This window comes from Sanguibacter biliveldensis (assembly GCF_033798665.1).
In the GTDB taxonomy this organism is placed as follows: domain Bacteria; phylum Actinomycetota; class Actinomycetes; order Actinomycetales; family Cellulomonadaceae; genus Sanguibacter; species Sanguibacter inulinus.
This window is the reverse complement of sequence record NZ_CP138359.1, coordinates 287,590-312,668: the sequence shown is the minus strand read 5'-3', so window position 1 is coordinate 312,668 and position 25,079 is coordinate 287,590. Positions and strand designations below refer to the sequence as shown.

Annotated in this window: 22 protein-coding genes; 11 read left to right on the top strand and 11 right to left on the bottom strand. The window is 69.6% G+C overall.

The features are described 5' to 3' along the window. The first annotated feature begins 105 nt into the window (after positions 1–105). From SANBI_RS01375 to SANBI_RS01365, 3 genes are read left to right on the top strand one after another with little or no spacing between them, the layout of a single operon-like run. A complete protein-coding gene (locus SANBI_RS01375) occupies positions 106–267 on the top strand; it encodes a hypothetical protein (protein ID WP_319158231.1) in 162 nt (53 codons plus the stop codon). Beyond that, entirely contained in the window at positions 264–1,412 is a 1,149-nt protein-coding gene (locus SANBI_RS01370) for a glycosyltransferase family 2 protein (protein WP_319158229.1), read from the top strand. The genes SANBI_RS01375 and SANBI_RS01370 overlap by 4 nt, the downstream gene beginning before the upstream one ends. Beyond that, positions 1,385–1,951 (top strand): hypothetical protein, encoded by a 567-nt coding sequence (locus tag SANBI_RS01365; RefSeq protein ID WP_319158227.1) that lies wholly within the window; start codon positions 1,385–1,387, stop codon positions 1,949–1,951. Before SANBI_RS01370 ends, SANBI_RS01365 begins: the two co-directional genes overlap by 28 nt. Before the next feature lie 592 nt (positions 1,952–2,543). Here the strand turns inward: SANBI_RS01365 and SANBI_RS01360 are convergent. From SANBI_RS01360 to SANBI_RS01325, 8 genes are all read right to left on the bottom strand, one after another. After that, on the bottom strand, positions 2,544–4,571 hold the full coding sequence (locus SANBI_RS01360) for a glycoside hydrolase family 31 protein (protein ID WP_319158225.1): 2,028 nt from the start codon (positions 4,569–4,571) through the stop codon (positions 2,544–2,546). After that, the gene (locus SANBI_RS01355) at positions 4,564–5,274 is read right to left on the bottom strand and encodes a YesL family protein (RefSeq protein ID WP_319158223.1); all 711 of its coding nucleotides are present in this window, start codon (positions 5,272–5,274) and stop codon (positions 4,564–4,566) included. The genes SANBI_RS01360 and SANBI_RS01355 overlap by 8 nt, the downstream gene beginning before the upstream one ends. Further along, positions 5,271–6,179 carry a carbohydrate ABC transporter permease gene (locus SANBI_RS01350; protein ID WP_319158221.1) on the bottom strand — a complete coding sequence of 303 codons (909 nt, stop codon included), beginning with the start codon at positions 6,177–6,179 and terminating at the stop codon, positions 5,271–5,273. The genes SANBI_RS01355 and SANBI_RS01350 overlap by 4 nt, the downstream gene beginning before the upstream one ends. A gap of 10 nt (positions 6,180–6,189) precedes the next feature. After that, complete coding sequence (locus SANBI_RS01345) at positions 6,190–7,164, bottom strand: ABC transporter permease (RefSeq protein ID WP_056135347.1); 975 nt, start codon at positions 7,162–7,164, stop codon at positions 6,190–6,192. Positions 7,165–7,173: 9 nt separating this feature from the next. Next, positions 7,174–8,790, bottom strand: coding sequence for an ABC transporter substrate-binding protein (locus SANBI_RS01340; RefSeq protein WP_319158218.1), 1,617 nt, complete (start codon positions 8,788–8,790; stop codon positions 7,174–7,176). Positions 8,791–8,942: 152 nt separating this feature from the next. Further along, positions 8,943–10,877 carry a glycoside hydrolase family 127 protein gene (locus tag SANBI_RS01335; RefSeq protein ID WP_319158216.1) on the bottom strand — a complete coding sequence of 645 codons (1,935 nt, stop codon included), beginning with the start codon at positions 10,875–10,877 and terminating at the stop codon, positions 8,943–8,945. 332 nt (positions 10,878–11,209) lie between these two features. Then, on the bottom strand, positions 11,210–12,214 hold the full coding sequence (locus SANBI_RS01330) for a LacI family DNA-binding transcriptional regulator (protein WP_319158214.1): 1,005 nt from the start codon (positions 12,212–12,214) through the stop codon (positions 11,210–11,212). Next, a complete protein-coding gene (locus tag SANBI_RS01325; protein WP_319158212.1) occupies positions 12,211–13,341 on the bottom strand; it encodes a LacI family DNA-binding transcriptional regulator in 1,131 nt (376 codons plus the stop codon). Before SANBI_RS01325 ends, SANBI_RS01330 begins: the two co-directional genes overlap by 4 nt. Positions 13,342–13,542: 201 nt before the next feature. On the opposite strand from SANBI_RS01325, the gene SANBI_RS01320 reads away from it, so the two are divergent. The 3 genes from SANBI_RS01320 (at position 13,543) to SANBI_RS01310 (ending at position 17,069) form a co-directional block, all read left to right on the top strand. After that, positions 13,543–14,925 (top strand): glycoside hydrolase family 27 protein, encoded by a 1,383-nt coding sequence (locus SANBI_RS01320; protein WP_319158210.1) that lies wholly within the window; start codon positions 13,543–13,545, stop codon positions 14,923–14,925. A gap of 382 nt (positions 14,926–15,307) precedes the next feature. Then, entirely contained in the window at positions 15,308–16,246 is a 939-nt protein-coding gene (locus SANBI_RS01315) for a type IV toxin-antitoxin system AbiEi family antitoxin (protein ID WP_319158208.1), read from the top strand. Continuing rightward, complete coding sequence (locus SANBI_RS01310; RefSeq protein ID WP_319158206.1) at positions 16,227–17,069, top strand: hypothetical protein; 843 nt, start codon at positions 16,227–16,229, stop codon at positions 17,067–17,069. The genes SANBI_RS01315 and SANBI_RS01310 overlap by 20 nt, the downstream gene beginning before the upstream one ends. Positions 17,070–17,087: 18 nt before the next feature. Here SANBI_RS01310 and SANBI_RS01305 read toward each other — a convergent pair whose 3' ends face one another. The 3 genes from SANBI_RS01305 to SANBI_RS01295 all read right to left on the bottom strand — a co-directional run bounded on the left by SANBI_RS01305 (position 17,088) and on the right by SANBI_RS01295 (position 19,777). Further along, a complete protein-coding gene (locus SANBI_RS01305; protein WP_319158204.1) occupies positions 17,088–17,924 on the bottom strand; it encodes a hypothetical protein in 837 nt (278 codons plus the stop codon). Positions 17,925–18,020: 96 nt separating this feature from the next. Further along, a complete protein-coding gene (locus SANBI_RS01300) occupies positions 18,021–19,055 on the bottom strand; it encodes an LLM class flavin-dependent oxidoreductase (protein WP_319158202.1) in 1,035 nt (344 codons plus the stop codon). Between the two features lie 137 nt (positions 19,056–19,192). Then, positions 19,193–19,777, bottom strand: a complete 585-nt coding sequence (locus SANBI_RS01295) for a DUF2231 domain-containing protein (protein WP_319158201.1) — start codon at positions 19,775–19,777, stop codon at positions 19,193–19,195. A 191-nt stretch (positions 19,778–19,968) separates the two neighbouring features. On the opposite strand from SANBI_RS01295, the gene SANBI_RS01290 reads away from it, so the two are divergent. The 5 genes from SANBI_RS01290 to SANBI_RS01270 all read left to right on the top strand — a co-directional run bounded on the left by SANBI_RS01290 (position 19,969) and on the right by SANBI_RS01270 (position 25,026). Continuing rightward, positions 19,969–21,228, top strand: a complete 1,260-nt coding sequence (locus SANBI_RS01290; protein WP_319158199.1) for an OmpA family protein — start codon at positions 19,969–19,971, stop codon at positions 21,226–21,228. Positions 21,229–21,286: 58 nt separating this feature from the next. Then, positions 21,287–21,955 (top strand): DUF3060 domain-containing protein, encoded by a 669-nt coding sequence (locus SANBI_RS01285; RefSeq protein WP_319158197.1) that lies wholly within the window; start codon positions 21,287–21,289, stop codon positions 21,953–21,955. Then, positions 21,952–22,668, top strand: a complete 717-nt coding sequence (locus tag SANBI_RS01280) for a response regulator transcription factor (protein WP_056135318.1) — start codon at positions 21,952–21,954, stop codon at positions 22,666–22,668. The genes SANBI_RS01285 and SANBI_RS01280 overlap by 4 nt, the downstream gene beginning before the upstream one ends. Continuing rightward, the gene (locus SANBI_RS01275; protein WP_319158196.1) at positions 22,665–23,690 is read left to right on the top strand and encodes a sensor histidine kinase; all 1,026 of its coding nucleotides are present in this window, start codon (positions 22,665–22,667) and stop codon (positions 23,688–23,690) included. The genes SANBI_RS01280 and SANBI_RS01275 overlap by 4 nt, the downstream gene beginning before the upstream one ends. 193 nt (positions 23,691–23,883) lie before the next feature. Then, complete coding sequence (locus SANBI_RS01270; RefSeq protein ID WP_319158194.1) at positions 23,884–25,026, top strand: GmrSD restriction endonuclease domain-containing protein; 1,143 nt, start codon at positions 23,884–23,886, stop codon at positions 25,024–25,026. The last annotated feature ends 53 nt before the right edge of the window (positions 25,027–25,079 follow it).

Below are 25,079 nucleotides of genomic sequence, written 5' to 3'. Positions count from 1 at the left end.
CCGCCCACAACGCCACACGTGCTCAACCCCACCCCCACCGCCCCTGAGCACCACCCCTCCCGCCGCACGGTGGATTCATCGAACGACACGATGGAGGTGGGAACGATGTACCAGCTGGGAAGTGCTCAGACAGCACCGCTCCTCGCTGCCACAGGAGCCATGGCGACCGGGTACTACGCGGTGGGCGCGTGGACGTTGCTCGTCGCAGGTCTCGCGGCCCTCACGACGGGGCGCGTCCTCGCGCGCCGCTGGGCGGGACGGTCGTGAGCCGGGGCCTGGGCGCGACCACGCCGCGCGTGGTCGCGCTCGTGCCCGCGCACGACGAGGCGGACGCCCTTCCCGCGACCCTCGCGTCGCTGCGCGCCCAGACTCGTCCGGTCGACCGCGTGGTCGTCGTCTCGGACAACAGCACCGATGCGACGGTCGACGTGGCCCGCTCCCTCGGGGCGGACGTCGTGTGCACCGTGGGGAACACGGGCCGCAAGGCTGGAGCGCTGAACCAGGCGCTCGCGCAGACCGAGGCGGAGAACGTGCTGGTCCTCGACGCGGACACGTCGATCGCCCCGACCTTCGTGGAGGAGGGTCTGGCGCTGCTCCACGCGCGCCCTGCCCTCGGCGCTGTGGGCGGGGTGTTCCGGGGCACGGAGCCGACGTCGGTCCTCGAGCAGCTGCAGCACAACGAGTACGAGCGTTACGCCGTGCAGATCGACGTGACGCGCCGAACCGCGGTCCTCACCGGGACGGCGGCGCTCGTCCGGACGGAAGCCCTCGCCGCTGTCGCCCGGGCTCGCGGCGTGCCCCTGCCCGGCCCACCGGGGGCGGTCTACGACCCTGGGGCGATCACGGAGGACTCGGAGCTGACGCTCGCGCTGCGCACGCTCGGGTACGAGCTGGCCTCGCCGCTGAGCATGTCGTGCACCACCGAGCTCATGCCGACGCCCCGTGACCTGCACCGACAGCGGGTGCGCTGGTACAAGGGCATGCTCGACAACCTGCGCGCCTACGGGCTGACGCGGGTCACCGCCCGGTACTACGGGCAGCAGGTCATGCTCGCCGTCAGCACGCTCATGCTCATGAGCCTCGTGCTGATCACAGCCCTGACCCTCGTCACCGGGACCTTCCAGGTGGTGCCGTTCTGGTTGGGCGCCAGCGCGGTGATCGTCACCGAACGGCTCGTGACGGTGTGGCGCGGTGGCCCCAGCGGGCGTCTCTTGACGGCTGCTGTGCTACCGAAGGTCGGCTACGACATGTTCCTCCAGCTCGCGTTCCTGCGGGCGTGCTGGCTCACCGCCACCTCGCGGGACGCGGGGTGGAACCACGTGCACCGGGGGAAGCCGGCCACCACACATCTCCGCGCCGAGAGTGCACCCAGTAGGTTCGTCCTATGGGACTACAGCTCCAGGCAGACCTGACGCCAGCGGGATGGCTCGTCCGGTCGACGGTCCCGTGGGATCTGCTGGTGACGTGGGGACCAGAGGGCTTCAGCTCCTACGCCCGTCTGCGCTACATCCCCGACCCGGTGAGGCCTGGCCAGGACGAGGCGGACGCAACGCTCCCGGACGACCACATGAGCGACCAGATGCAGGCACGTCGAGCGATCAAGTTGCTCTCGACCTTCACCTCGACCCCCGATCAGGCGTACTTCTGCTGGTGGGACGGTGACCCGGACTACTCAGCGCCACCGGACCTTCCGCTGGTCACCCTCGAGCATCGTCGGTTCGCGCTTCTCAGCGGACGAGTGACCGATATCGACTCATGGCCGTCCTCATCGGGCGGGTCTCTCCCTGCGTTCGCCTGGCCGGAAGACCGAGCCTGGTGCTTCACGAGCGACGTGGACCCGCACTGGGCCGGGATCGCCGGGAGCGACGAGGCGATCAGCGCTTTGGTCGACGATCCCCACCTCGATGTCGTGCGAGCCAGCTTCGGGGAGGCGGCTCCGTCGTACTACTGAGTCGCTCAGGGGCTCAGTGCACCCTTGACTGACAGCGGGACCGCAGGGCAAGCATCGTCGCCTCCCGAGGAACATCCAACGAGCAGAGGGGGCGCCGAACGGTGTCACGGACGGAAGATCGGGCCCGGGCCCGCCAAGACGTCGCCCCTATGGTGGCCTTCGTCGTCACAGCCCTGCTCTGCATGATCGCGACGACCATCGCGATCGTGGCGCCGCTGACCCCCGCACTGGGTTCGTCGTCAGGAAGCCTGTGCCACAACGTCACGGAACCTGACGAGGTCTACGCCGACCATGGGGAGGCGTCCGAGGGCACGACTCCGGAGATGCACCTGTCGATCGTCCCGTACGGACCAGCGTGCACCTGGGTCCTCTCCGACGGGCGCCACGTCACCCGTGATCCGGGGTGGGGGTCAACCGTGCTCATCCTCGTTGCGGGGGCAACGAGCGTCACCGCGGTCGTCGCGCTCACGCGAAGAGTCCGGAGAACCAGGAACGTCCGAGGATGACCCAAAGCGTATCGGCCGTGCGGAAACTCCTTCCGCACGGCCGACATGCATACTGCCCCGAAGCGGGCAGCCGTTCGTACCTTGCGTCAGCCGACGGTCCGACCGACCAGCTCCGCGAACGCCTCGTCCCGCGCGAACACCGGGATGACGTCGAGCGGAGCCTCAACCTCGACCCACACCCCACCGTCGAACCGCTCCCCCGTCGCGAGCGACGTCCACGACGCCCCCGCCGGCAGGTACACCCGCCGCGTCCGCGCCCCAGCCTCCAGCACCGGAGCCACCAGCAACGAAGGCCCGTACAAGAACTGGTCCGCCACGTCCCACGCCGCAGCATCCTCCGGGAAGTCGTGGAACAGCCCTCGCATGACCGGCTGCCCATCGACGTGCGCCGCCTCCATCAATCCCCGCGTGTACTCCCGCATCTCCTCGCGCAGGTGCACGTACCGCGACAAGATCCCGTAGACCTCGTCCCCGTACGACCACAGCTCGTTGTCCGCGCCAGAGTTACAGCGCCGGCTCCCGTCAGCAGCCAACACCTCGTGCGACGGCCCCCGGTCCCCGTGCAGCCGCATCACGGGCATGAACGTCCCCATCTGGAACCACCGCACGAGCAGCTCGTGGAAAGCGGGATCGTCGATCCGCCCTCCCCCGAAGCCGCCGATGTCCGTGGTGAACCACGGGATCCCCGCGACACCCATGTGGATACCAGCAGTCACCTGCCGCCGCATCGACGGGAAGGACGAGTGGATGTCCCCCGACCACACGAGCGCCCCGTACCGCTGCGACCCAGCCCACGCGCAGCGGACCAAGTTCACCGGGTCGGACTGCCCGTCCTCGACCTGCCCGTCATACACAGCCCGTGAGAACAGCTGTGGATAGACGTTCCCCACCTCGAGCACCTGCCCGGCGTAGTACGAGTACGCGCCGAACTCGAAGAAGGCGTATTCCGGTTCCGCCTCGTCGAGCCAGAACAGCTTGACGCCCGGGTAGTTGACGCGCAGCTTCGCCCACAGCCACTCGCGCGCGGCAGGGTTGGTCACGTCGAGGAACCGGCTCGGTCCCTCGAAGCTCATCTGGATGTCCACACCCCGGTTCGACCGCACCAGGTACCCCAGGCGGTCGAGCTCGGCGAAGTTCTCCGACTCGAGGGACACCTGCGGCCACACCGACACCATGAGCTCGATGCCCATGCCTGCGAGCTCCGCGACCATCGCCTCCGGGTCCGGCCAGAACTCATCCTCGAACCTGAAGTCGCCCATTGTGGGCCAGTGGAAGAAGTCCGCGACGATCACGTCCATCGGCAGCCCGCGCCGGTGGTGCTCGCGCGCGACCGTGAGCAGCTCCTCCTGCGAGGAGTACCGCAGCTTGCACTGCCAGAACCCGAGGCCGTGCTCGGGCATCATCGGCGCGTGCCCGGTGGCGTTCGCGTAGTTCCGCGCGATGTCGGTAGGGGTCGCGCCGGCCGTCACCCAGTAGTCGATCTGGGTGGTCGACTCGGCCACCCACTCGGTGCGGTTCGTCGCGAAGGTCGCGCGGCCGATCGCCGGGTTGTGCCAGAGGAAGCCGTAGCCCGCGCTCGACATGACAAACGGCACGGACACCTGCGAGTTGCGGTGCGCGAGCTCGACGGTCGAGCCCTTGAGGTCGAGCAGGTCTTGCTGGTACTGCCCCATGCCGTAGAGCTTCTCGTCGCGCGCACCGACCAACGACACCCGCGCACGGTGCGTCCCGCCCGGCAGTGCGTCGTAGTCGCGAGCCCGCAGCTTGAGCGCCCCGCCGTCTTCCTCCTCGGCGAAGAGCAAGGTTCCACGTGAATCGAAGAACTCGAGCCGGCACCGCGACCGGCTGTACTGCGCCTGCCAGTCGTAATACTCCCTCGACGTGGCCACCACCCGGATCTCACCGTGGGTGAGCGTCGCGACGTCACCGTCGACAGTGACGCTCACCCCGGACGGTGCCTCCTGCGGCAGCAGCGCCCAGTCGGTGTCGACCACCGGCCCACCGAGCGCGGCGCGCACGCGCACCGAGTCGGCGCCCCAGGGTTCGACCACGACGGTCTCGCCGCTCCCCCGCCAGACGAGACGGTCGGATTCGATGACGAACGCGTCAGACACGTGAGGTCTCCTTGCTGAGATCAGTGGTCGCACCCGCATCGTCGCGGGAGGGAGGAAGAGGAACCGGATCACCCGACGCCCGCGGCAGCACACCCGTCTGCCACACGTACCCGACGATCGCGAAGGCCGGGGCGACGACCCCGAACACGATCCCCAGACCGGGCAGCACGTAGTACAGCCCGAGCGCGACGGCGAGCACAGCCGCGCACATGAGCGCGAGCACAGGCCGCGCGATGGTCAGCACAGCGCTGCGCCGCAGGATCCGCCCGGGGCTCTCCGCGAAGTGCGCGTGCAGCACGAAGACCGTCGAGCTCATGACGAGCAGCAGCAGCGTGAGCAGCCACAGCACGCCCTGGAGCGCGGGCCCGGCGACACCCATGTCGACGGCGCGGAGCAGCCGGTGGTCGTAGACGACCACCGCCCACCCCGCGGTGAGCACCACGCCGATGACGTTGGCGCTCACCAGCTCCGCCCGCCACGCGTCGTGGAACTCCCGCCAGACCGACGGGCGGTCGGCCGCGCCGGCCCACCCGTCGGCCTCCATGCGGTCCCGCCGCAGCACCGCGAAGACTGCGGCGGTGGCCGGGTAGGCGCCGAAGACCACAGCGCCGAGCAGCGTGTGGATGATCCACAGCAGCTGGAGGTACGCGAGCCGCAGACCGGCGTCGCCGATGCGGGTGTGCCATCCGAGGACGCGGTTCATCCCTTCACCGACCCGATCATGACGCCCTTCTCGAAGTACTTCTGCAAGAAGGGGTAGAGGATGATCACCGGCAGCGTGGAGACCACGATGACGCCGTACTTGATCTGGTCAGCGAACTGCTGACCGTACCCACCACCCGTGCCGCCGGCCCCACCCGCACCGCCGGCGAAGGCGGTGTTCGAGATGAGGATGTCGCGCAGCACGATCTGCAAGGGTTGCTTGTCGTAGTCCCTGATGAAGATCAGACCCGTGAAGAAGTCGTTCCAGTGCTGGACGATGTAGTACAGCATGATGACCGACAAGATCGCCTTCGACAGCGGGATTGCCATCTTGAAGAAGAACTGGAAGTGGTTGGCCCCGTCGAGGGTCGCCGCCTCGTAGAGCTCCTCCGGCAGCGAGTGCTCGTAGAACGCCCTCGCGATGATGAGGTTGTACACGTTGAGGGCCGACGGCAGGATGAACACCCACATGTTGTTGAGCAGGCCGATCTCCTTGTACAGCATGTACGTGGGGATCAGACCGCCGTTGAAGAACATCGTGAAGGCGAAGAACAGCATGAGCGGACGCCGTGCTGCGAAGTCGCGACGCGACAGCGCGTAGGCCGCCGGGATCGTCACGAGCATGTTCACGGCCGTGCCGAGCACCGTGTAGATGAGCGTGTTCTTGTAGCCGTTCCAGATGCGGGCGTCGTTGAGGATCTGCTCGTACCCGAACCAGTTGATGCCCTTGGGGATGAACGACACGTCGCCCGCCTGCACCAGCGCGGGTGCGCTGACCGAGGCGATCATGACGAAGTAGATCGGGTACAGCGTCACGAAGACGATGACCACGAGAGAGACCGACACGAGGACCGTGAAGGCGATGTCGCCGGGTGTGCGGCTCCGGAGCCGTGTGAGCGTGCTCATGAGTTTCCCTTCACCACAGGCTCGTGTTGGAGACGCGTTTGGCGATCTGGTTGGTGATCACGAGGAACGCGAAGTTGATGGCCGTGTTGAACAGCCCGATCGCCGTCGAATAGCTGAACTGCGAGCCGATGATGCCGATCTTGTACACGTAGGTCGAGATGACCTCGGAGACCGGCAGGTTCAGCGTGTTCTGCATGAGGAAGATCTTCTCGAAGCCCGCGTTGAGCACGCCGCCCATGTTGAGGATCAGCAGCACGACCATCGTCGGCACGAGCGCCGGGAAGTCGATGTGCCGGATCACCTGGAACCTGTTGGCCCCGTCGATCCGCGCCGCCTCGTACAGCTGGGTGTTCACGCCGGCCAGCGCCGCGAGATAGATGATCGAGTTCCACCCGCAGTGCTGCCACACCTCGGAGATCACGTACACCGGCACGAAGGTGCTGGTGCTCCCGAGGAAGTTGACCCCCTCGATGCCGAAGAACCCGAGGAACCGTGTGATGAGCCCCGTGCTCGGCGACAAGAACACCTGCAGCATGCCGACGATCACGACGATCGAGATGAAGTGCGGCAGGTACGTCGCGGTCTGCGTGAAGCGCTTGCGGCGTCGGCTGATCACCTGGTTGACGAGGATCGCGAGGATGATCGGCGCGATGAACCCGAACACCAGCGTGGTGAGGCTGATGGTCGCGGTGTTGCGCATGAGCGTCCAGAACTGGGGCGACTCGAAGAACTTGACGAAGTACTTCAGGCCGACCCACTCACCACCGGTCAGACCTTTGGTGAAGTCGAACTCCCGGAACGCCAGCTGGATCCCGTACATGGGCCCGTAGGCGAACAGCGCCGTGAACCCGATGGCAGGGATGAGCATGACCCACAGCTGCCACTGCCGGGAGAAGTGCCGCCTCATCCGCGGGCCAGCCCCGGTCGGCTTCCCGACGACCGTGATCTTCCCTGCCTTCGGGGGCTTGTCGAGCGTCAGTGCCATGACGGGCTCCTACTTCGACGCGATGTAGTCGTCGTAGTACTTCTGGTGCAGCTCGTCGTTCTGCGTCACGCCGAGGCCCTCGAGCTGGGTCACGTAGTCGTCCCACTGCTCTTCGACACCGCCCGAGGTGATCCACTCGGCGAACTTGGGCATCGCCACACCGAAGATCGCGGTGTTGTTGAGCGAGATGGTGCTGAGGTCCTCCGACGACATCTTGATGAACGGTCCGGGCCACACGTTCGCGTCGACGTCGAGGGCGTCGAAGGCGGGCTGGAGGGGCACGGCGTCCTCGACGGCCTCGGCGAGGTCGGCCGGGAGCTCGACCGTCGCGTCTTCGCGGATGTAGAACGCGCCGTTGTCCGCGAGGGACGAGGTCCACTTCCACGTCGACGGGTCGAGGTTCGTGTCAGCGGGCGGCAGCACCTTGTACTCGGTGTCCGAGACCTTCTCGACGTTGGGGCCGATGTCCCCGAAGAGCTCCTGCATGGAGGTGTCTTCGCTGTACAGCTCGTTGACGACGCGCAGCACGGCGTCCTTGTTGGCCGCCTGGGCGGACATCGTCAGGTGGTTGCGCGTGAGGTTCTCGTAGTCGTAGGACCACGACGGCGTCTCCGACTGGCCGGCCTCGGCCATGAGAGGTGCCATCGGCGCGTACTGCTCGTACACCCCGGGACCGAAGCGGTCCGAGCCGGACCAGCCCCACGAGAACCCGACCCGTGCCTGGTCACCCGTGCCACGCGCGACCGACTGGTACGTCGAGTAGTCCTGCGTGAAGGCCTCCTCGCTGATGAGCCCGGCCTCCCAGCACTGGTTGAGGAAGGCCACGACGTCCTTGTAGCGCTCGTCGACGAAGAAGTTCGCGACCGTGCCGTCCTCGACGAAGATCCCCGAGCCGCCACCGCCCGAGATGGTCATGCCCGTGCTGCCGAGCAGCGCGGTCGGCTGGAAGTACCCGAAGCCCGTGGTGCCCACAGGCGAGAAGTCGAGGGGGATCTCGTCCGCCTGGCCGTTGCCGTTGGGGTCGCCCTCCTTGAAGGCGACGAGCACGTCGAAGAGCTCGTCCCAGGTGGTCGGCGTCTCGAGACCGAGCGTGTCGAGCCACTGCTGGTTGATGTACTGGTGCGTGATCGCCTGCGGCCAGAACCGCTTGTACGAGGGCAGCGAGTAGACCGGGCCCTCGAGGGAGGTGGCCATCGCCTCGGCGCCGTCGACCTCGTCGAACATCGCCTGCACGTTGGGCAGGGCGTCCATGTCGTCGCCGAGGTCCTCGAAGAGCGTGCCGAAGGTCGCGAGGTCGGAGTCGGTGATCGCGTTCGGGCCGATGATGAGGTCGGGCACGTCACCTGCGGCCAGCAGCGGGTTCTTCTTCTGGTCCCAGTCGGCCGAGACCTCTTCCCAGCGGATCGTCACGTCCGCCTTCTCCTCGAGCTCCTTGACCCACGCCATCTCGCTCATGGGCTTGGTGAGCGGGTGCTTGGTCACGAGGATCGTCACCTCGTTGCCGTCACCGCCGCCGGCGTCGGAGTCGCCGCCGCCTCCGCAGGCAGACAGGACGAGCGACGCTGTGGCCATGAACGCCACGGTGACCGCGGCCTTCCGCGACCGGGCGCTTCGGTGCTGGGACATGGGTCTCCTCCTTGAGACGCGCGCCGACGCTGGCGCGGGTGGGGGTGCAGCAGTGCAGGTGTGGAGCAGTGAGGGTGGAGCGGGCCGTGCGACGGGACGAGAGGGGGTCGTGCGGTCACGGACCCGGCCGGGCGGCCGGGTCCTCGGGCGGATCAGGTGCGGACGGGGAGCCAGACCCGCATCGCGCCTGGGCCAGCGTTGCCCCAGGTCGAGAACGGGATGGCCGGGACTGTGAAGGTCGTGGTGTCAGCGGCCTGGCTGTCGGCCGCCCCTGAGGGATAGAGGTCGTTCTCGGTCGCAGCCGAGGTCACGGTGACGTGCAGCTCGCGCGGTCCGGCCTCGACGGCGGCGTCGCCGGTGAGCACGAGGTCGTCGACGACGGCACCCTCGGGCAGGCTGGCCTGCTCGATGCAGTAGACGACAGGACCGCGCTCGAGGGCGAGGCACCCGCGGATCGCGTCCACCTTGTGGTGACCGCGCGTCCACCGAGGCGAGACGTCGAGCTCGAGCGTGTACGTCGCGCCCTCGACGAGGTCGACGTGCGCGTAGCCGTCGGCGCTCGCGGCGACTGCTCCACCCGGCGCAGCGAGCGTGCTCGCCGCCGACCAGCTCGGCACGCGGACGGCGAGGCGTGCGTCGGGCTCGACGCGACCGTGCACGGTGATCTCGACGGTCGCCCCTGCCGGGTAGGTCGTCTCGACGCGCAGCACGCCGTCGCCGAGGTGCTCGGGCAGGTCGATCTCGGCCGCGGCGATCTGGTGCAGCCACAGCTCGCCGCCGGGCTGGCCGCCCTGTGCGGGCGTGGTCGAGGCGACGTACGAGGACAGCTGCGCGACGGTCCGGGCGATGTTCGGCGGGCAGCACGCGCAGGCGTACCAGGGGGTGCGCTCGCGCGGGGCGTTCTCCTCGGAGAACCGGTCCGGGCGCTGCTGGAGCGGGTTGGAGTAGAAGAACTTCGTGCCTGTCGCGTCGATCGACGCGGCGAGGGCGTTGTGCACCTCGCGCTCGATGGTCTCCGCGTAGCGCGCGGTCCCGGCCGCGCCGCCGGCGAGCAGCATGCGCCACGTCCAGTGCAGGTCGGCGATGGTCGCGCAGGTCTCGGCGTAGGCACGCTCGCTCGGCAGCTCGTAGTCGTCGCCGAAGGCTTCGTCGCGGTGCCGGGAGCCGAAGGCGCCGGAGAGGTACATCTTGCGCTCGTGCACGCTCGACCACTGGGCGTCCATCGCGGCCAGGAGCGTGGTGTCGCCGTTCTCCAGGTACGCGTCGGTGACACCGGCGTCGAGGTAGAGCTGGCGGACAGCGTGGCCGACGGCGTCGGTCGCCTCGCGGACCGGCGCGTGGTCCTGGAAGTACCGGGCGCCGAGCCCGCCGACCTTGAGCAACCCGGTTCCGCGCAGGTCGATCATCCGCACGGCGAGCGTGAGGTACCGGCGCTCGCCGGTGTGGCGGTAGAGCTCGACGAGGGCGGTCTCGATCTCCGGGTGTCCGCAGATGCCGTCGTCCCGGCCGGGACCGAAGCGGCGGTCGACCAGGTCGACGAAGGCCCGGGCGATGTCGAGCAGGTCGTGCCGGCCGTTGGCGCGGTCGAGGGCGACGGCCGCCTGGACCATGTGGCCCAGCACGTACATCTCGTGCGTCCACTCGAGCTCGGCGAACTTCTTCTCGGGGTGCACGCCCTGGATCCAGCTCATGACGTAGCCGCTGGGCTCCTGCGCACGGGCCACGAGGCCGATCACGCTGTCGAGCCAGGCGTCGTGCTCGGTCGTGCCGGTCCGAGCGATCTCCCACGCGACGGCCTCGATCACCTTGTACAGGTCCGAGTCGGCGAAGACGAAGCCCCGGTACTCGGCGCCCGACTCCCCGACCACACGGCGCAGGTTGTCGATCACGCCCGAGGTCTCGAGGTTCTCGATGCAGTGCGGGATGGTCGCGGCGGCGTTGAGCGTCTGCCAGTCGGCGAGGGTCCCGGTGGTGAGGCGGACGGAGCGCAGGTCGAGGGGGCGGTGCGCGGCGATCTCGGCGACCGGCACGGCCGGTGCTGCGGCCGCTCGGGGCGCAGACGTGAGGGGAGCAGGGAGTGCTGTCACGGGTTCAGGTCCTTCATCGTTGAAGTGGCTGACTGGAGTCTGGACCCGATGGTTCAGCGTTGTCAACAGTGAGACAAGAACGAGATCTGGACGTGACGTTCCGCCGCAAGGTCGCACCGCTAACCGCGAGGTCGTACGCCCCGTCCTGACGTCCCACCCCTCACCGCGAGGTTGAACGTCCTACGCCGAGGTCGCCCTCCCGGCCGCGAGGTCGTACGAACGCGCAGGTTCGCCCGGCGTGTCGGGGCGCTGTCGGCGTGTCCGTACGACCTCGGCGCTGCGGGTGCGACCTGGGTGCCGAGAGCGGGGGTGCGCCGGGGGTGCGGACTGGGTCAGACCGACGCCGTCGAGTCCCGGACCACGAGGTCCGCCCCGGTCCGGACATGCCGTCCAGGGCCTTGCAACCCGCCGATCCGCTCGACGAGCATCGACACCGCGTGCTCGACCATCTCGGGCTTGCGCGGGCTGACCGAGGTGAGCGACGGGACTGTGAACTCGCCCTCGTCGGTCGCGTCGAATCCCGTCACGGCGACGTCGTCGGGGACGCGTCGGCCGTGGCTGCGCAGCGCGCGCAGGGCGCCGACAGCGATCGCGTCGTTGACGCACAGTGCCGCGTCGAAGCGCACCCCCGAGCGCAGCAGCGCGACCATCGCCTCATAGCCCGAGGTGCGGCGGTCCCAGTCGGACCCGCTCGCGTAGAGCGAGGGGTCCAGCTCGACGCCGAACTCCCCGATCGCCTGCCTGTATCCGTCGTACCTGTCGCCGCTCGGCAGCTCGCCGTCGGGCGAGTTCCACACGAGGGCGATACGTCGCCGGCCCGACTCGAGCAGGTGGCGCGCTGCCAGGTAGGCACCCTCACGCTCACCCATGACCACGCAGTCGAGCCTGTCGACGGCCGCACCGCCCAGCTGGACCACGGGCCGGGTCAGCTCGACGCCCTCGATCATCGGCCCGACGAACTCGTGCGGGCAGATGATGACCCCGTCGACGTCCGGGGTGCTGGTCCCGAGCACCGCGGCGCGCTCGGCCTCGGCGTCGGCCGCGATGAGCAGCGTCGTGGAGAGGCCGTGCGCCTCGAGCGCGAGGATCGCCCGCTCGGCCATCTCCGCGAAGTACGGCTGGTAGAGCATCGGCACGACGACGGCGACGCGGCCGGTGCGCCCGGAGACCAGCCCGCGGCCTGCCTGGTTGACCACGTAGCCGACCTCGGCGACGGCCTGGTGGACACGCTCACGCGTCGCGGCCGAGACGCCGGGACGCTCGAGCAGCACGTTCGAGACGCTCTTGGCCGAGACGCCCGCGACAGCCGCGACGTCGGCGAGGGTCGGCCGCCTCATCGCAGGCCCGCCCCGAGCGTCGACTCCCGGCGCACCAGCTCGACAGGCGAGATGACGCGCCTGGCGGTCTCCCCGCCGGTCCCCGCGAGCCTGTCGGCGAGCAGCTCGACGGCCGCGCGCGCGAGCCGGGCGGCCCCGGGGTCGATCGTGGTGAGCGAGGGGGTCGAGAAGGTCGCGTCGTCGAGGTTGTCAAAACCGATGATCGCCACGTCGTCGGGGACCGCGACCCCGGCCTCGACGAGCGCGTAGAGCGCGCCGAGCGCGAGCTCGTCGCTCCCGCACAGCAGCGCGTCGGTCGCGGGGGCGCGGGCCAAGATCTCGCGGGCCGCGCGGGCACCATCGGCCCGACCGACCACACCGTCGACCCGCGCGACAGCGGGGGCGATGCCGGCCGCGGCGAGGGCGGCGGTCATCGCGTGGTTGCCCTGCCGGGTGCGGTCCTGCCCGACGAGGGCGGGCCGCGAGCGCCCCATGACCACGAGGTGGCGGGCGACGAGGGAGGCGGCCTCGACGAGGTCCGGGTCGACCGAGTCGAGGGCGGCGGTCGCCTCGTGCTGGACGAGGACCACGGGGTCGGTCGGCCGGAGTGCGGCGAGGGCGTCGGCGGGTTGGGCCGGGTCGACCGTCCGACCCTGGGTGCCCTGGGTGCCCTGGGTGCCCTGGGTGCCCTGGGTGCCCTGGGTGCCCTGGGTGCCCTGGGTGCCCTGACCAGCGTGCGGGCCACTCAGGTCGACGGCCCCGGGGTGGCTCGCGGCCGGGCCGATGAGCACGAGCCCGTCGAAGAGCCGCCCTCGGGCGGCGAGCAGAGCGGCGAGGCGGTCGGGCTGGTCGTGCGTGGGCTCGACGGTCGCCTGGAGACCGCGGCGGGTGAGCTCGGAGACCACGGCCTCGGTGATCATCGACAGGTACGGGCGGCGCAGCTCGGAGACACCGACGCCGATGACACCGGTCCGTCCGGTGCGCAGCGTGCGGGCGCTGCCGTTGGGGACCCACTCGAGCTCGGCGATGGCCGCGCGGACGCGGCGGACCACCTCGGGGCGGGTGTGGGGCTCGAGGTTCACGACGCGCGAGACGGTCTTGACGGACACCCCGGCCAACGCCGCAACATCGCGCATCGTCGCTGCCATGCGCACCATCGTAGGGCTGAGCAGGTGGGACGCAGCGCGCTGGGTGTGGGTGAGACGGTTCACCGGACGGGCCTGGGACCGTCGGCCGGGCGCGGAGGGCACCGTGCCCGTGGGAGCGAGGACCGCGACCACGAGAGGGGTGACACATCCGACCGGTGTTGTTAACGTTCACAGACCGCACCCCTCACGAGGAGCTCACGCATGGCAAAGACGCCGTCACCCCGCCCACCCCTGGGCTGGAACAGCTGGGACTGCTACGGGACCACCGTCACGGAGGCCGAGGTGCTCGCCAACGCCGAGCACATGGCGCAGCACCTGCTGCCCTTCGGCTGGGACACCGTGGTGGTCGACATCGACTGGTCCGACCCGACAGCCCGGTCCCACGGGTACAACGAGGGCGCGCCGCTGCACCTCGACGACCTCGGGCGGCTGATGCCCGACCCTGAGCGGTTCCCCAGCTCTGCTGGCGGGGCAGGTTTTGCGCCTCTCGCCGACAAGATCCACGGCCTCGGGCTGAAGTTCGGCATCCACGTGATGCGCGGGATCCCGCGTCGCGCGACGGCTGAGCGACTGCCTGTCGCCGGTGCTGGCGACGCGGCTGCTGGCGTCCCGGCCGGGACCGGCGCTCCTACCAGCGCCGAAGACGCGAGCGCGCCCGTGACGGCCGACCAGATCGCCGACGAGACCAACCGCTGTGAGTGGAACCCCCACATGGACGGCCTGCGCCACGACCACCCAGGTGCGCAGGCGTACTACGACTCGGTCGTCGCGCTCTACGCCTCGTGGGGCGTCGACTTCATCAAGGCCGACGACATGCTCTGGCCCTACCAGGCCGCCGACATCGAGGCCTTGTCGCTGGCCATCGAGCGATCCGGCCGGCCCATCGAGCTGTCGCTCTCCCCCGGGCGCGACCTCTCGCTCACCCGCCTCGACCACCTGCGCGAGCACGCGACCATGTGGCGCATCTGCGACGACCTGTGGGACGTGTGGGAGGACGTCGAGGCGAACTTCGCGCGCTTCGCCCGCTGGGCACCGGTCGCGAGCGAGCACGGCTGGCCCGACGGCGACATGCTGCCGCTGGGCCACATCGGCATCCGCGCCGAGCGCGGCGAGCCGCGCGACTCGCGGTTGACGCAGGCGGAGCGGGTCACGCTCATGACGCTCTGGGTGGTCGCCCGGTCGCCGTTGATGATCGGTGGCGACCTCCCGACGTCGAGCCCGGAGACTCTCGCGCTGTTCACGAATGCTGACGTGCTCGCGGTGCTAGAGGCGGGCGGGTCCCGCGAGGTATTCCGTGAGGGGGACCTCGTGCTGTGGACGGCGGACGGGGTTGCCGGTGAGTCCGGCTGGGTCGCGGCCTTCAATCTCGGGACGGAGCCGCTCAGCGTGGCGCTCGATGCTGGGGACGTGGGGGTCCCGGCCGACGGGGCCCTGCGGGTTCGCGAGCTGTGGACGGGCGAGGACGTCGCGACGCACTGGGTGACGGTGCAGAGCGACGAAGCGCGCGGTGTCGCGCCGGGGAGCGTCGCGATCCCGGCGACGATCGAGGGGCACGGGGCTCGGTTGTTGCGGTGGGAGGTGTGACGCGCCCTCGGCGCTCTCTCAAGCGGACCAGGGCAGGCAGATGCGTCGAAGGTGGGAACTTCGACGGGAGCGAGTAGTGCATGCTCAAGACGCAAGAGCCCGACGAGGGAACTATCAACCCTGAGTTGATAGTTCAACCAAGAAGTATCCACCGGGCAGCCGAGAGTTGAAGGTCGGCAGCCTCAAGATGCTCCCGACCGCTACCGCGAACTGGCTGCGCCTGTCAGTCATCGCGGCTCCATCTCGACACTCGTCAAGTCAGGCCAGCGCCTCTGTCTCCTTGCCGCATCCGACGCTCCCCCCCGTCACGTTTACTGCGAACAGACGTTTACTGCGAACAAACAACACGCTACGCTTGCCACCTCAGTCACGAGGAGCGTTCATGGATAGCGAGACCGCAGGAGCCGTCGCCGCGCTCGCACGCCACGACATCAAGATGACGATCAACGGCGACATGGCGCGTGTCGAGGTTGACGGGCGGGCCGTAGAGAGGCGGTGGGTGACAGGCGTGAACTACCCCCCCTCCGGACGCGAGCCCACGCTGGTAATCGGGGCACGCATCCCGCCACGCCTGGTCGCGTCCATCCGCAACAACGGTGACTGGTACGTCGATGCACTCGGCAACGCCTACATCAGCTCAGCCGGGCTCCGGGTAGACATCCGAGGACAACGCCCGTCTGAGACTTCGCCGCGCACGACGCGCGCAAAAAACCTCTTCAGCCCCCGGCGCGCGCAGGTCGTGTTCTGTCTCCTTACATGGCCTGAGCTCCTGACCGCGCCAGTTCGAACGGTTGCCCGTGCGGCCGGCGTGTCCCCTGCGATCGCAAACCAGACCGGTCAGGCGCTGCGCGAAGAAGGCTATGGATACCCGGGGGCCACGCGCCTAGAGAGGTACGACGAGCTCCTCGACCGGTGGGCCGACTCATTCCCCCTAGGCCTCGGTCGCGATCTGACTCTCGGCCACTTCGCTGGCGGGACCGATCCAAGCGCGTGGGTCGAGTCGGGCATTCCCGTCTACCTCAGTGGCGAGAGTGCGGCCCCGAGCATCCGTGGCACGACCTTGACGATGTACGTGCCGAAGATCAGCGTTCCGGCCGTCATCGGCTCACGGTGGCGCCCGCTGAGAGCAGACGAAGAGCCGGTGATCACCGTGCGGCGGACCTTCTGGGAAGATCCCCGTCGAACGTCAAACACCGAACTAGGCGTGAAGAACGCGCCAGATCTCCTGATCTACGCGGACCTGCTGTCCTCTCGTGACCCCCGGCAGCGGGAAGTCGCCCTGACGATGAGAGAGGCTCTCCGTGAACTTGGCACACGCTGACAAGTTCGTCGCTGACAACGTCGGCGATATCGTCGACGCTCTGGCTTCGGTTTGCTCTACGCTTCCGCCGATCATGCTCGTCGGTGCGACATGCCGCGATGCACTCCATATAGGTCAAGGGCACGCCTTCCAGCTGCGCGGGACCGACGACCTGGATCTCGCGCTTGCCGTCGCCGGCCTGGACCAGTTCGAGCAGCTGAGATCCAACTTCCCCCGTCTTCGATCCGGCGCAGGGCAAGTTCGACACCAGATCGCGGGCGCAGCAGTCGATCTCGTACCGTTCGGGCCAGGAGTGGAGGAGCCGGACGGCTTGGTCACAGCCCAGGAGACGATGAGCGTCTTCGGGTTCCAGGACGCACTTGCCTCAAGCCGCCCCGTCGTCCTGAAGTCCGGGACCGTAGTCCATCTTCCCTCGGTGGCGGGATACACGCTTCTCAAGCTGAAGGCGTGGGCTGACCGGTCGGCCTTTCACCAGTACAAGGACGGCGGCGATCTGGCGTGCGCCATGTTCTGGTATCAGAACGATCCCAACGTCACTGAAAGGTTGTATGTGGAGCCTCACGCGATCGGGCACCTCGTGGCTGCAGACACCGACCCCAACGTCGCGGCCGTCCGCCTCCTTGTCGACGACGCGCTGCGCCTGCTCCCGGCAGATCGTCGTACCGAGCTGCGGAGCACATGGGATCGCCTCCCGGGCGGAGATGCCTCGCTCGCCAGACATCTCTCGAACAACTTGCTCAATCCGTGGCCGAAGGGAACTGACGCTCCGACTCGACTCGCCGCGTACTCCTCCGCAGTCCGGAACGTCATTGCGGCCGCGTAGGTCACCACCAGAGTTCAGTCACGAACTCTCAAGACTGGATCGAGGTGATGACCACTCAACCACCCCTGGGGCCTCGGCAAAGATCACCTCGCCGTCTACGCTCCGGAGTCCGGGCTTCGTGAGCTCCAGGCTGGCGAGGTGCTTCTGCAGCTTCCTGGACATCGGGAGGAAGGTACCCAGCGTGAGGCCACCCGACAGGATCGCACCGACGACCGGGATGGCCTTCGCGACTCCGCTCGCGAAGAGCTTCTTGGTCATCGACACGCCGAGATACCCCGCCACCTTCTTGACGATCGGGTAGATCGCACCCTTCGTGAGCGCCTGCTGCGGGAGCTTCTTCGCTACCTGAGCCGCGATCATCGTGGCCACCTTCGACACGCCACCCTGCGCGACCTGGACCCCGACCATCACGCCCACGAAGAGCGTAAGGATACCCTCGGTAGCCTCGTCGATCTCCTCGCCGTCACCGGCGAAAAGATCGGGCCAGCTATAGATGTACGCAAGCTTTTGCGCGACACGCAGCATGTGACCGACGTACTGCACAAGATCTGCCGGCACTGTTCCGAGCATCGCAAGCCCACCGGGAAGACCCGCGAGGGCTGATATCCCCGTCACCTTGCTGGTCTCGTACGTGATCGATCCGTTCGCCACCTCGGTGATGACCTTCAGAGAGACACCTGCAGCCGCAGGACTCTCAGACACCGCCCGATCGATCTGCTCCGCTGTGCAGTGTCGCTTGAGCGCCGCTCGGAGGTACGTCTCGCGGTCGATCCGCACTCCAGGCAGCTTCGCCGCCAGGTCCAACACCTGAGGAAAGCTGAATCCTGGCTGCTCGAGATCTTGGTTCTTGGCCATGAACAGATGCTAGCGGCGGGACCACACGCACTCCCTTCTCGACTAACAACCAAGTGGGGTTAAATCTCCGCGCCAACCCGCATCGCACTGCAAACGTCAGGCCAGCATCTCCCGCACCAGCGGCACGACCTTCGTCCCGTACAGCTCGAGGCTCTTCATGAGCTTGCCGTGCTCCATCGGGCCGTTGGCGTACTTGAAGTCGAAGCGGTCGAGGTCGAGGCCCTTCACCACGCGGACGATCTTCTTGGCGACGGTCTCGGGGGACCCGATGAAGTACGCACCGTCAGCCCCGACCTGCGCCCTGAACTGGCCCTCGCCCATCGCGCGGCCGCCGCGCTCGATCGCGATCTTCGAGAAGTACTTGCCGAACAGCGGCCAGGAGTCCTCGAAGGCCTGCTCGTCGGTCTCGGCGACGTGGCCCGGTGCGTGCACGCCGACGGGCAGCTGAGGGTGGCCGAGCTCGGGGAGGGCGCGGCGGTAGAGGTCGGTGAACTGCTTGAAGGCGAGCGGGTCGCCGCCGATGATCGCGAGCATGAGCGGCAGGCCGTGGCCGGCTGCGCGGATGACGCTCTGCGGGCTGCCGCCCACGGCGATCCAGGCGGGCAGCAGACCGTTCTCGACGTGCGGGAACACGTCCTGGTCGGTCAGCGAGCGGCGGGTGCTACCCGACCACGTGACGGGGTTCTGCTCGCGGACCTTCATGAACAGGTCGAGCTTCTCCTCGAAGAGCTCTTCGTACTGCTGGAGGTCGTAGCCGAACAGCGGGAAGGACTCGATGAAGGAGCCGCGCCCGAGGATGACCTCGGCGCGCCCGTTGGAGATCGCGTCGATGGTCGCGAAGCGCTGGAACACCCGGATGGGGTCGTCGCTCGACAGCACGGTCACGGCAGAACCGACGCGGATCTGCTCGGTCTTGGCGGCGATCGCAGTGAGGACGGTGTCGGGGGCGGAGATCGCGTAGTCGGGACGGTGGTGCTCGCCGATCCCGATGAAGTCGAGGCCCACCTGGTCTGCGAGGACGCCCTCCTCGACGACGTCGCGGATCACCTGGGCGTGGCTCTTGAGCTGCCCGTCCGGCCCGGGGGTGACGTCTCCGAAGGTGTCGATGCCGAATTCGAGTGCGCTGCTCATGTCCGTCTCCTGCTCGCCGCGGTGCCGACGTCCAGCCGACACCTCGATGGTAGTTGATGATTCAACCAATCACGACTCGCACAACCTCACAGGGTCCGCGGTTGTTCCCGCCAACCCTCTCGGCCCCGCCGCACCCGCTACGCCGACGCGACCGTCATGTGCCCCCCGAGGAACCCGCCCACACCGAGCGCGCCGCCCGCGACGAGCCCGAGCAGCACCCCCGACGTCCGCTTCCCGCGCCGACGCTGCACGAGCGACGCCGTGTACAGCGTCAGAGCCGTCGCGTTCGCCGCGGCGTGCACGACGCCCACCCGCTGCGTCTTCTTCGGGGCCGACCCCCAGTCCGCCCACCCGGACAGGGCCGTCGGCACCGCTGTGGCGATCCCGAGCGCGACGAGCGCGTCGGCAGCCTTCGCGGACTTCTCGCCCTGGAGCACGTCGAGGGTCGTCGCCGAGGTCCAGAACCCGATCGGCAGGTCGGACATCACCGGGTGGAGCGCATGCCCGAGCCACACGCCCTGGAGCGCGGCGCGCCGCAGCGGACCGGCGGTCAGCCGCTGGGCCCACGGGCGGGCGAGGTCGGCCGGACCGTCGAGGGCCTCGTTCTCCTCGAGAGCCCAGGCAACCCCGAGCAGCGGCGACACCGCGTCGTCGTGGTTGAAGGGCGGGGCGCCGCCATCCTGGCGGTGGCGGGCGTCCGTGGCGTTCGCGTCGTCGGTCACTGGGGGCTCCGATCGGTGGAGGGGAGGCCTGCGAGGGCCCTCGAGGATGGTGCAGGCACGTGTCTCGACCTCGTCCCACCTTCGCAGCGCACCCGGCACCTCGCCACAGGTCGCGAGATGTCTCAGACCTGCGACATCGCCGCGACACCCCCGCGACCTGCAGCAGGCAGCACGTCGCTACCGTCGTCCTCATGACCTCGACGACGGTTCTGACGACACTCCGCGGCACCTGCGCCGCCCTCGCTCTCGCCGTGCTCCTCACAGGGTGCCAGGCCGACTCCGACCGCACCGCGACCCCGGTCCCGGCAGCGTCGGCGACCACAGCCGCTGCACCGACGCCCGACCCGACCGACGAGCCGTCGACCGACCCTGCAGACGACCAGACCACGGACCCGGCGTCGAGCACCACAGCAGTCGCCGGCTACGCACCCGGCGAGATCCCGCCCGTCCCGCTCATCACCATCCCAGACCTCTCCATGCTCGACGCCTCGCTGTCAGGCTTCACGCACGAGATCACCGAGCTCGTCGGCGGCTACCCGGGGCTGACCGTCGCCCCGGCGTCCTGCGACGTCTCCGGGACGGTCCGCTCCGGCGCAGGCAGCATCTTGCTCTACGGCGACGGGTCGGGCGTGTACACGGGGCCCGACGGAACGACGGTCAACTACGGCGACGGCTCGGGGACCTACGTCGTCGACGGCGTCTCGGTCACGGTCTACGGCGACGGCTCAGGGGTCTTCGCGAGCGGCGACGTGTCGGTGTCCAACTACGGAGACGGGTCGGGCGTGTACGCAGACGCCGAGGTCTCGCTCGCGGTCTACGGCGACGGCTCGGGCACCCGGACCGACAGCACCGGGACCATCACCAACTACGGCGACGGCGGCGGCGTCTTCGCGGGGGCAGACGGCGTGACCATCACCAACTACGGCGACGGCTCAGGCCTGTACTCCGACGGCTCCGTGACCATCCAGAACGACGGTCAGGGCACAGCGACGGTGAACGGGGTCCCCGTCCCGGCAGACCCCGTCCCGCCGGTCCCCGCGATGGGCGTGTTCCCGCCGATGGGCACCATCGAGCCGATCACGTCGTGCGGCACGACGATCTCGCTCTCCGACGCAGCGCTCTTCGACTTCGGCACGAGCGACCTGCGCCCCGAGTCCGAGCAGACCCTCGACTCTCTCGCCGCGGCGCTCGCCGAGACCGGCGCCCCGACGCTGCAGATCGGCGGGCACACGGACTCGATCAGCGACGAGGCCTTCAACCAGCAGCTCTCCGAGGACCGCGCCCAGGCCGTCGCCGACGCACTCGTCGAGCGAGGGGTGACCACGACCCTCGAGACCACCGGCTACGGCGAGACCCGCCCTGTCGCCCCCGAGACGACGGCCGACGGCTCGGACAACCCGGCTGGTCGCCAGCTGAACCGCCGGGTCGAGATCTTCGTCCCGACCTTCTGACAGACTGCCTCTGGCTCGACGACACCCCACCCGACGCCGTGCACCCGAAGGAGCACAGATGACGCCCCGGCCCCAGACCGCGAGCGCGACGTCCCCTCACGGCCGCACCCGCCCGTCGGCCCTCGCGTGCCTCGCCGCTGCCATTGCGGCTGCGCTGCTGCTCGCCGGGTGCACGGTCGAGGTGGTCGACCGCCGCGACACCGCGAGCGCGTCGGACGACGCGAGCAGCCCCTCGAGCACGAGCACGACGTCGGGCAGGTCCGCGCCGGAGGACGCGAGCACGACGGACGACGCAGCGACGGACGGCGGGCAGACCACGCCCGACAGCCCGGAGACCTCCGAGGGCGGTGACCCCTCGGACGACCCGGCGGCGTCTGCGCCCGACGAGGCCCCCGGTGGGCCAGGTGCCCATCCCTCGCCTGTCGCCACCCCGGCCCCGCCGACCACCACGGTCGGCTGCGGCGCGGACGGCACCCTGGACCTCTGGCGGGCGTCGCAGGCTGTCGAGCTCACGGAGGCCTGCGAGCACGTGACGATCTCTGCGGCGGACGTCCAGCTGACGGCTCGGGAGATCACGACGCTCGAGATCGCGGCGGCCGGTGTCGTCGTGCACGTGACGTCGGTCGGCACGGTCTCCGTCGCCGGCGCGGACAACACGGTGACGTGGGACGAGGGCTCCCCCGAGGTGTCGGACGAGGGCGCGGGCAACGTGCTGGTGGCATCGTGACAGGCCGTCCGACGGTCCTGCTCGTCGACGACGAAGAGGCGATCACTGCGGCGCTCGCACCGTTCTTGGAGCGGTCGGGCTTCGAGGTCCGCGTCGCAGAGGACGGTCAGGCGGCTCTGGAGACCCTCGACCTGTGGCACGCCGACGTGGTGGTCTCCGACGTGATGATGCCGCGCGTCGACGGACGCGAGCTCGTGCGCAGGCTGCGCACGCGCGACGACTGGACGCCCGTGGTCCTGCTCACCCAGGTCGGGGAGTCCTTCGAGCGGTCGGCGGCTCTCGACGAGGGGGCTGACGACTACCTCAACAAGCCTTTCAACCCGCAAGAGCTCGCCGCACGGATCCGTGCGGTCCTGCGGCGCCGGGCCCCGGGTGGTGAGAAGCCGTTGAGCACCGCAGAGCGTCTGGTGAGCGGTGACCTGGTGGTCGACAGGTCGGCCCGGCGGGTGTTCCTCGCCGGGAGCGAGGTGGTGCTCACCCCGCGCGCCTCGGTGCTGCTCGACTACCTCATGGCGCACCCCGGCGAGCTGCACACCCGGGACCGCCTGCTCCAGGCGCTCTGGGGCTTCGACCTCGTGCCGAGCACCCGCGCGGTCGACCACAGGGTCGCGGAGATCCGCCGCGTGCTGCGCGACGACGCCGGGGCGCCGCGGTTCGTGGAGACCGTCCCGAACCTCGGATACAGGTTCTGCGGTCAGGTGAGGCGCGGGTGACCGGGTCCGTGCACCGAGGCGCTCGGGGGCGCGCCGGTTCGCCGTGGGCCAGCCCGTGGGTGATCGTCCCGGTCGCCGTCGGGCTGGTGGTCGCCGCTGTGCTGGTCGCCGCGGGCAACCCGAGCGGTCTGCGGTTCACCGTCCCGCTCGCGACAGCTGTCGCTGCTGCCGGGGTGGGCGCCGGGATCGTCGCGCTCCTCGTGCTGCTGCTCCGCCGGGCGGTCCGCCGGGCCGGTGAGGTGGGGGCAGCATCTGCGCGCCAGGAGGAGAAGGCCGCGCACCACAGGTTCCTGGCCCGCCTCGACCACGAGCTCAAGAACCCGCTGACTGCTATCCACGCCGCCGCCGCCTCGGTGTCGTCGACCAGCCTCGCCGACGGCTCGGGGCCAGGCTCCCCCGGCGGCACCGGAGCGGTCCACCTCTCCCCCGTGGCCGTGATCGACGCGCAGGCCGCGCGCATGGGCCGGCTCGTCGGCGACCTGCGCAAGATCTCTTCCCTGGACTCCCAGGAGATCGAGCAGGAGCCCGTCGACGTCGCCGACCTCACCGCCGAGGTGGTCGCCGCGCTGCACGAGGAGCTCGCCGTCACCCGGCCCGCCCGTGCTGGCACGGTCCCCGGTGCCCTGTCCGACGTGAGTGTCGCGTTCCCGCGTGTCCCGTGGCCGTTGCCGCCGGTGCGCGGGGATGTCGACCTGCTGTTCGTCGCGCTCTACAACATCGTGTCGAACGCCGTGAAGTTCTCGGCCGACGGTGCCCCGATCGAGGTCCGCGGCTTCGAGGAGGAGGGCGCTGTGGTGGTCGAGGTCGCCGACTCCGGAGCGGGCATCCCGGCCGACGAGCTCTCGCTCGTGTGGGACGAGCTCGCCCGCGGGTCGAACACGCTCGGGGTGCCGGGGTCGGGTCTCGGGCTCGCGACGGTCCACGCGATCGTCCGCAGGCACGGCGGCCAGGCCATGCTCACCTCCCGCCTGGGCCACGGGACGAGCGTGCGGCTCAGGCTCCCGACAGCACAGCCTGGTTGACCGGCTGCGGCTGCGGCTGCGGCTGCGGCTGCGGCTGCGGCTGCGGCTGCGGCGAGGATCACCCGGCGGGCTCCCCGAGCACACCGCCGACCGGCCCTACGATGCGAGTCGTATCTCCGCGCGTGGGCAGCTCGCGGGTCTGGCCCGGTGCTGCCCTCCTCACCACGCGGCCGACCCCCTGGAAGAGCTGCCGATGTCTGCCCGTCTGTCTGCCCCCGCGTCCCGCTCGACCGCCGGTCGTCACCCCGCGCGACCGACCTCCCGCGGCCTCCGCGGGACCGCCGCCGTCCTGCTCGCCGCCGTGCTGCTCGCCGGCTGCTCGGCCGAGGCCGACGAGGCCCGCCCGATGGCTGCCGCGACCACAGAGGCTCCCGAGCCGACCGAGACGCCCGCACCGCTGCCGTCACCCGAGCTCGCCGAACCCGTCGACGTCGCGGCTGTCACCTCGACCGCTACCCCGCAGACAGCGCTCGCGACGGTGCCGCTCCTCGAGGTCAAGGGGCGCGCCCCTAAGACCGGCTACTCCCGGGATGCCTTCGGCGCGGCGTGGGCCGACGTCGACCGCAACGGCTGCGACACCCGTAACGACATCCTCGCCCGGGACCTCACCGACGTGACGTACAAGGCCGGGACCAAGGACTGCGTGGTCCTCACCGGGACCTTCGCCGACCCCTACAGCGGCACGACCATCGCCTTCGAGCGTGGCGAGAAGACGTCGACCGCCGTGCAGATCGACCACGTCGTGGCCCTGTCGGACGCGTGGCAGAAGGGCGCCCAGGGCTGGGACGAGGCGAAGCGCACCGCCTTCGCCAACGACCCGCTCAACCTCTGGGCTGCCGACGGGCCGCTCAACGGGCAGAAGAGCGACGGTGACACCGCGACGTGGCTGCCGCCGAACAAGGACTTCCGCTGCGAGTACGTCGCCCGCCAGGTCGGCGTGAAGTTCACCTACGGCCTGTGGGTCACCGACGCCGAGCAGGTCGCGATGGCCTCGGTGCTCAGCACCTGCCCGGACCAGCCGCTGCCCGAGGGGTCGGCCGTGCCCGAGATTCCCGCGCCCGAGCCAGCACCGGAACCCGAGCCGGCGACCGCGCCTCCCGCACCGGCACCAGCCCCGGCGCCGGCTGTCGAGCCCGCCCCTGCGCCCGTCGTCGAGCAGGCACCCGCCCCGGCGCCCGAGCCCGTCGTCGTCCCGGAGCCCGCGCCGGCCCCGGTCGAGGTGTACTACGAGAACTGCGACGCGGCCCGCGCCGCCGGAGCAGCCCCGGTCTACGCAGGCGACCCGGGCTACGCCAAGAAGCTCGACCGCGACGGAGACGGCGTCGGCTGCGAGTAGCCGCAGAGCCACCTCCCGACGGCTGCGGGCCGGCGCCCCACGAAGGGCGCCAG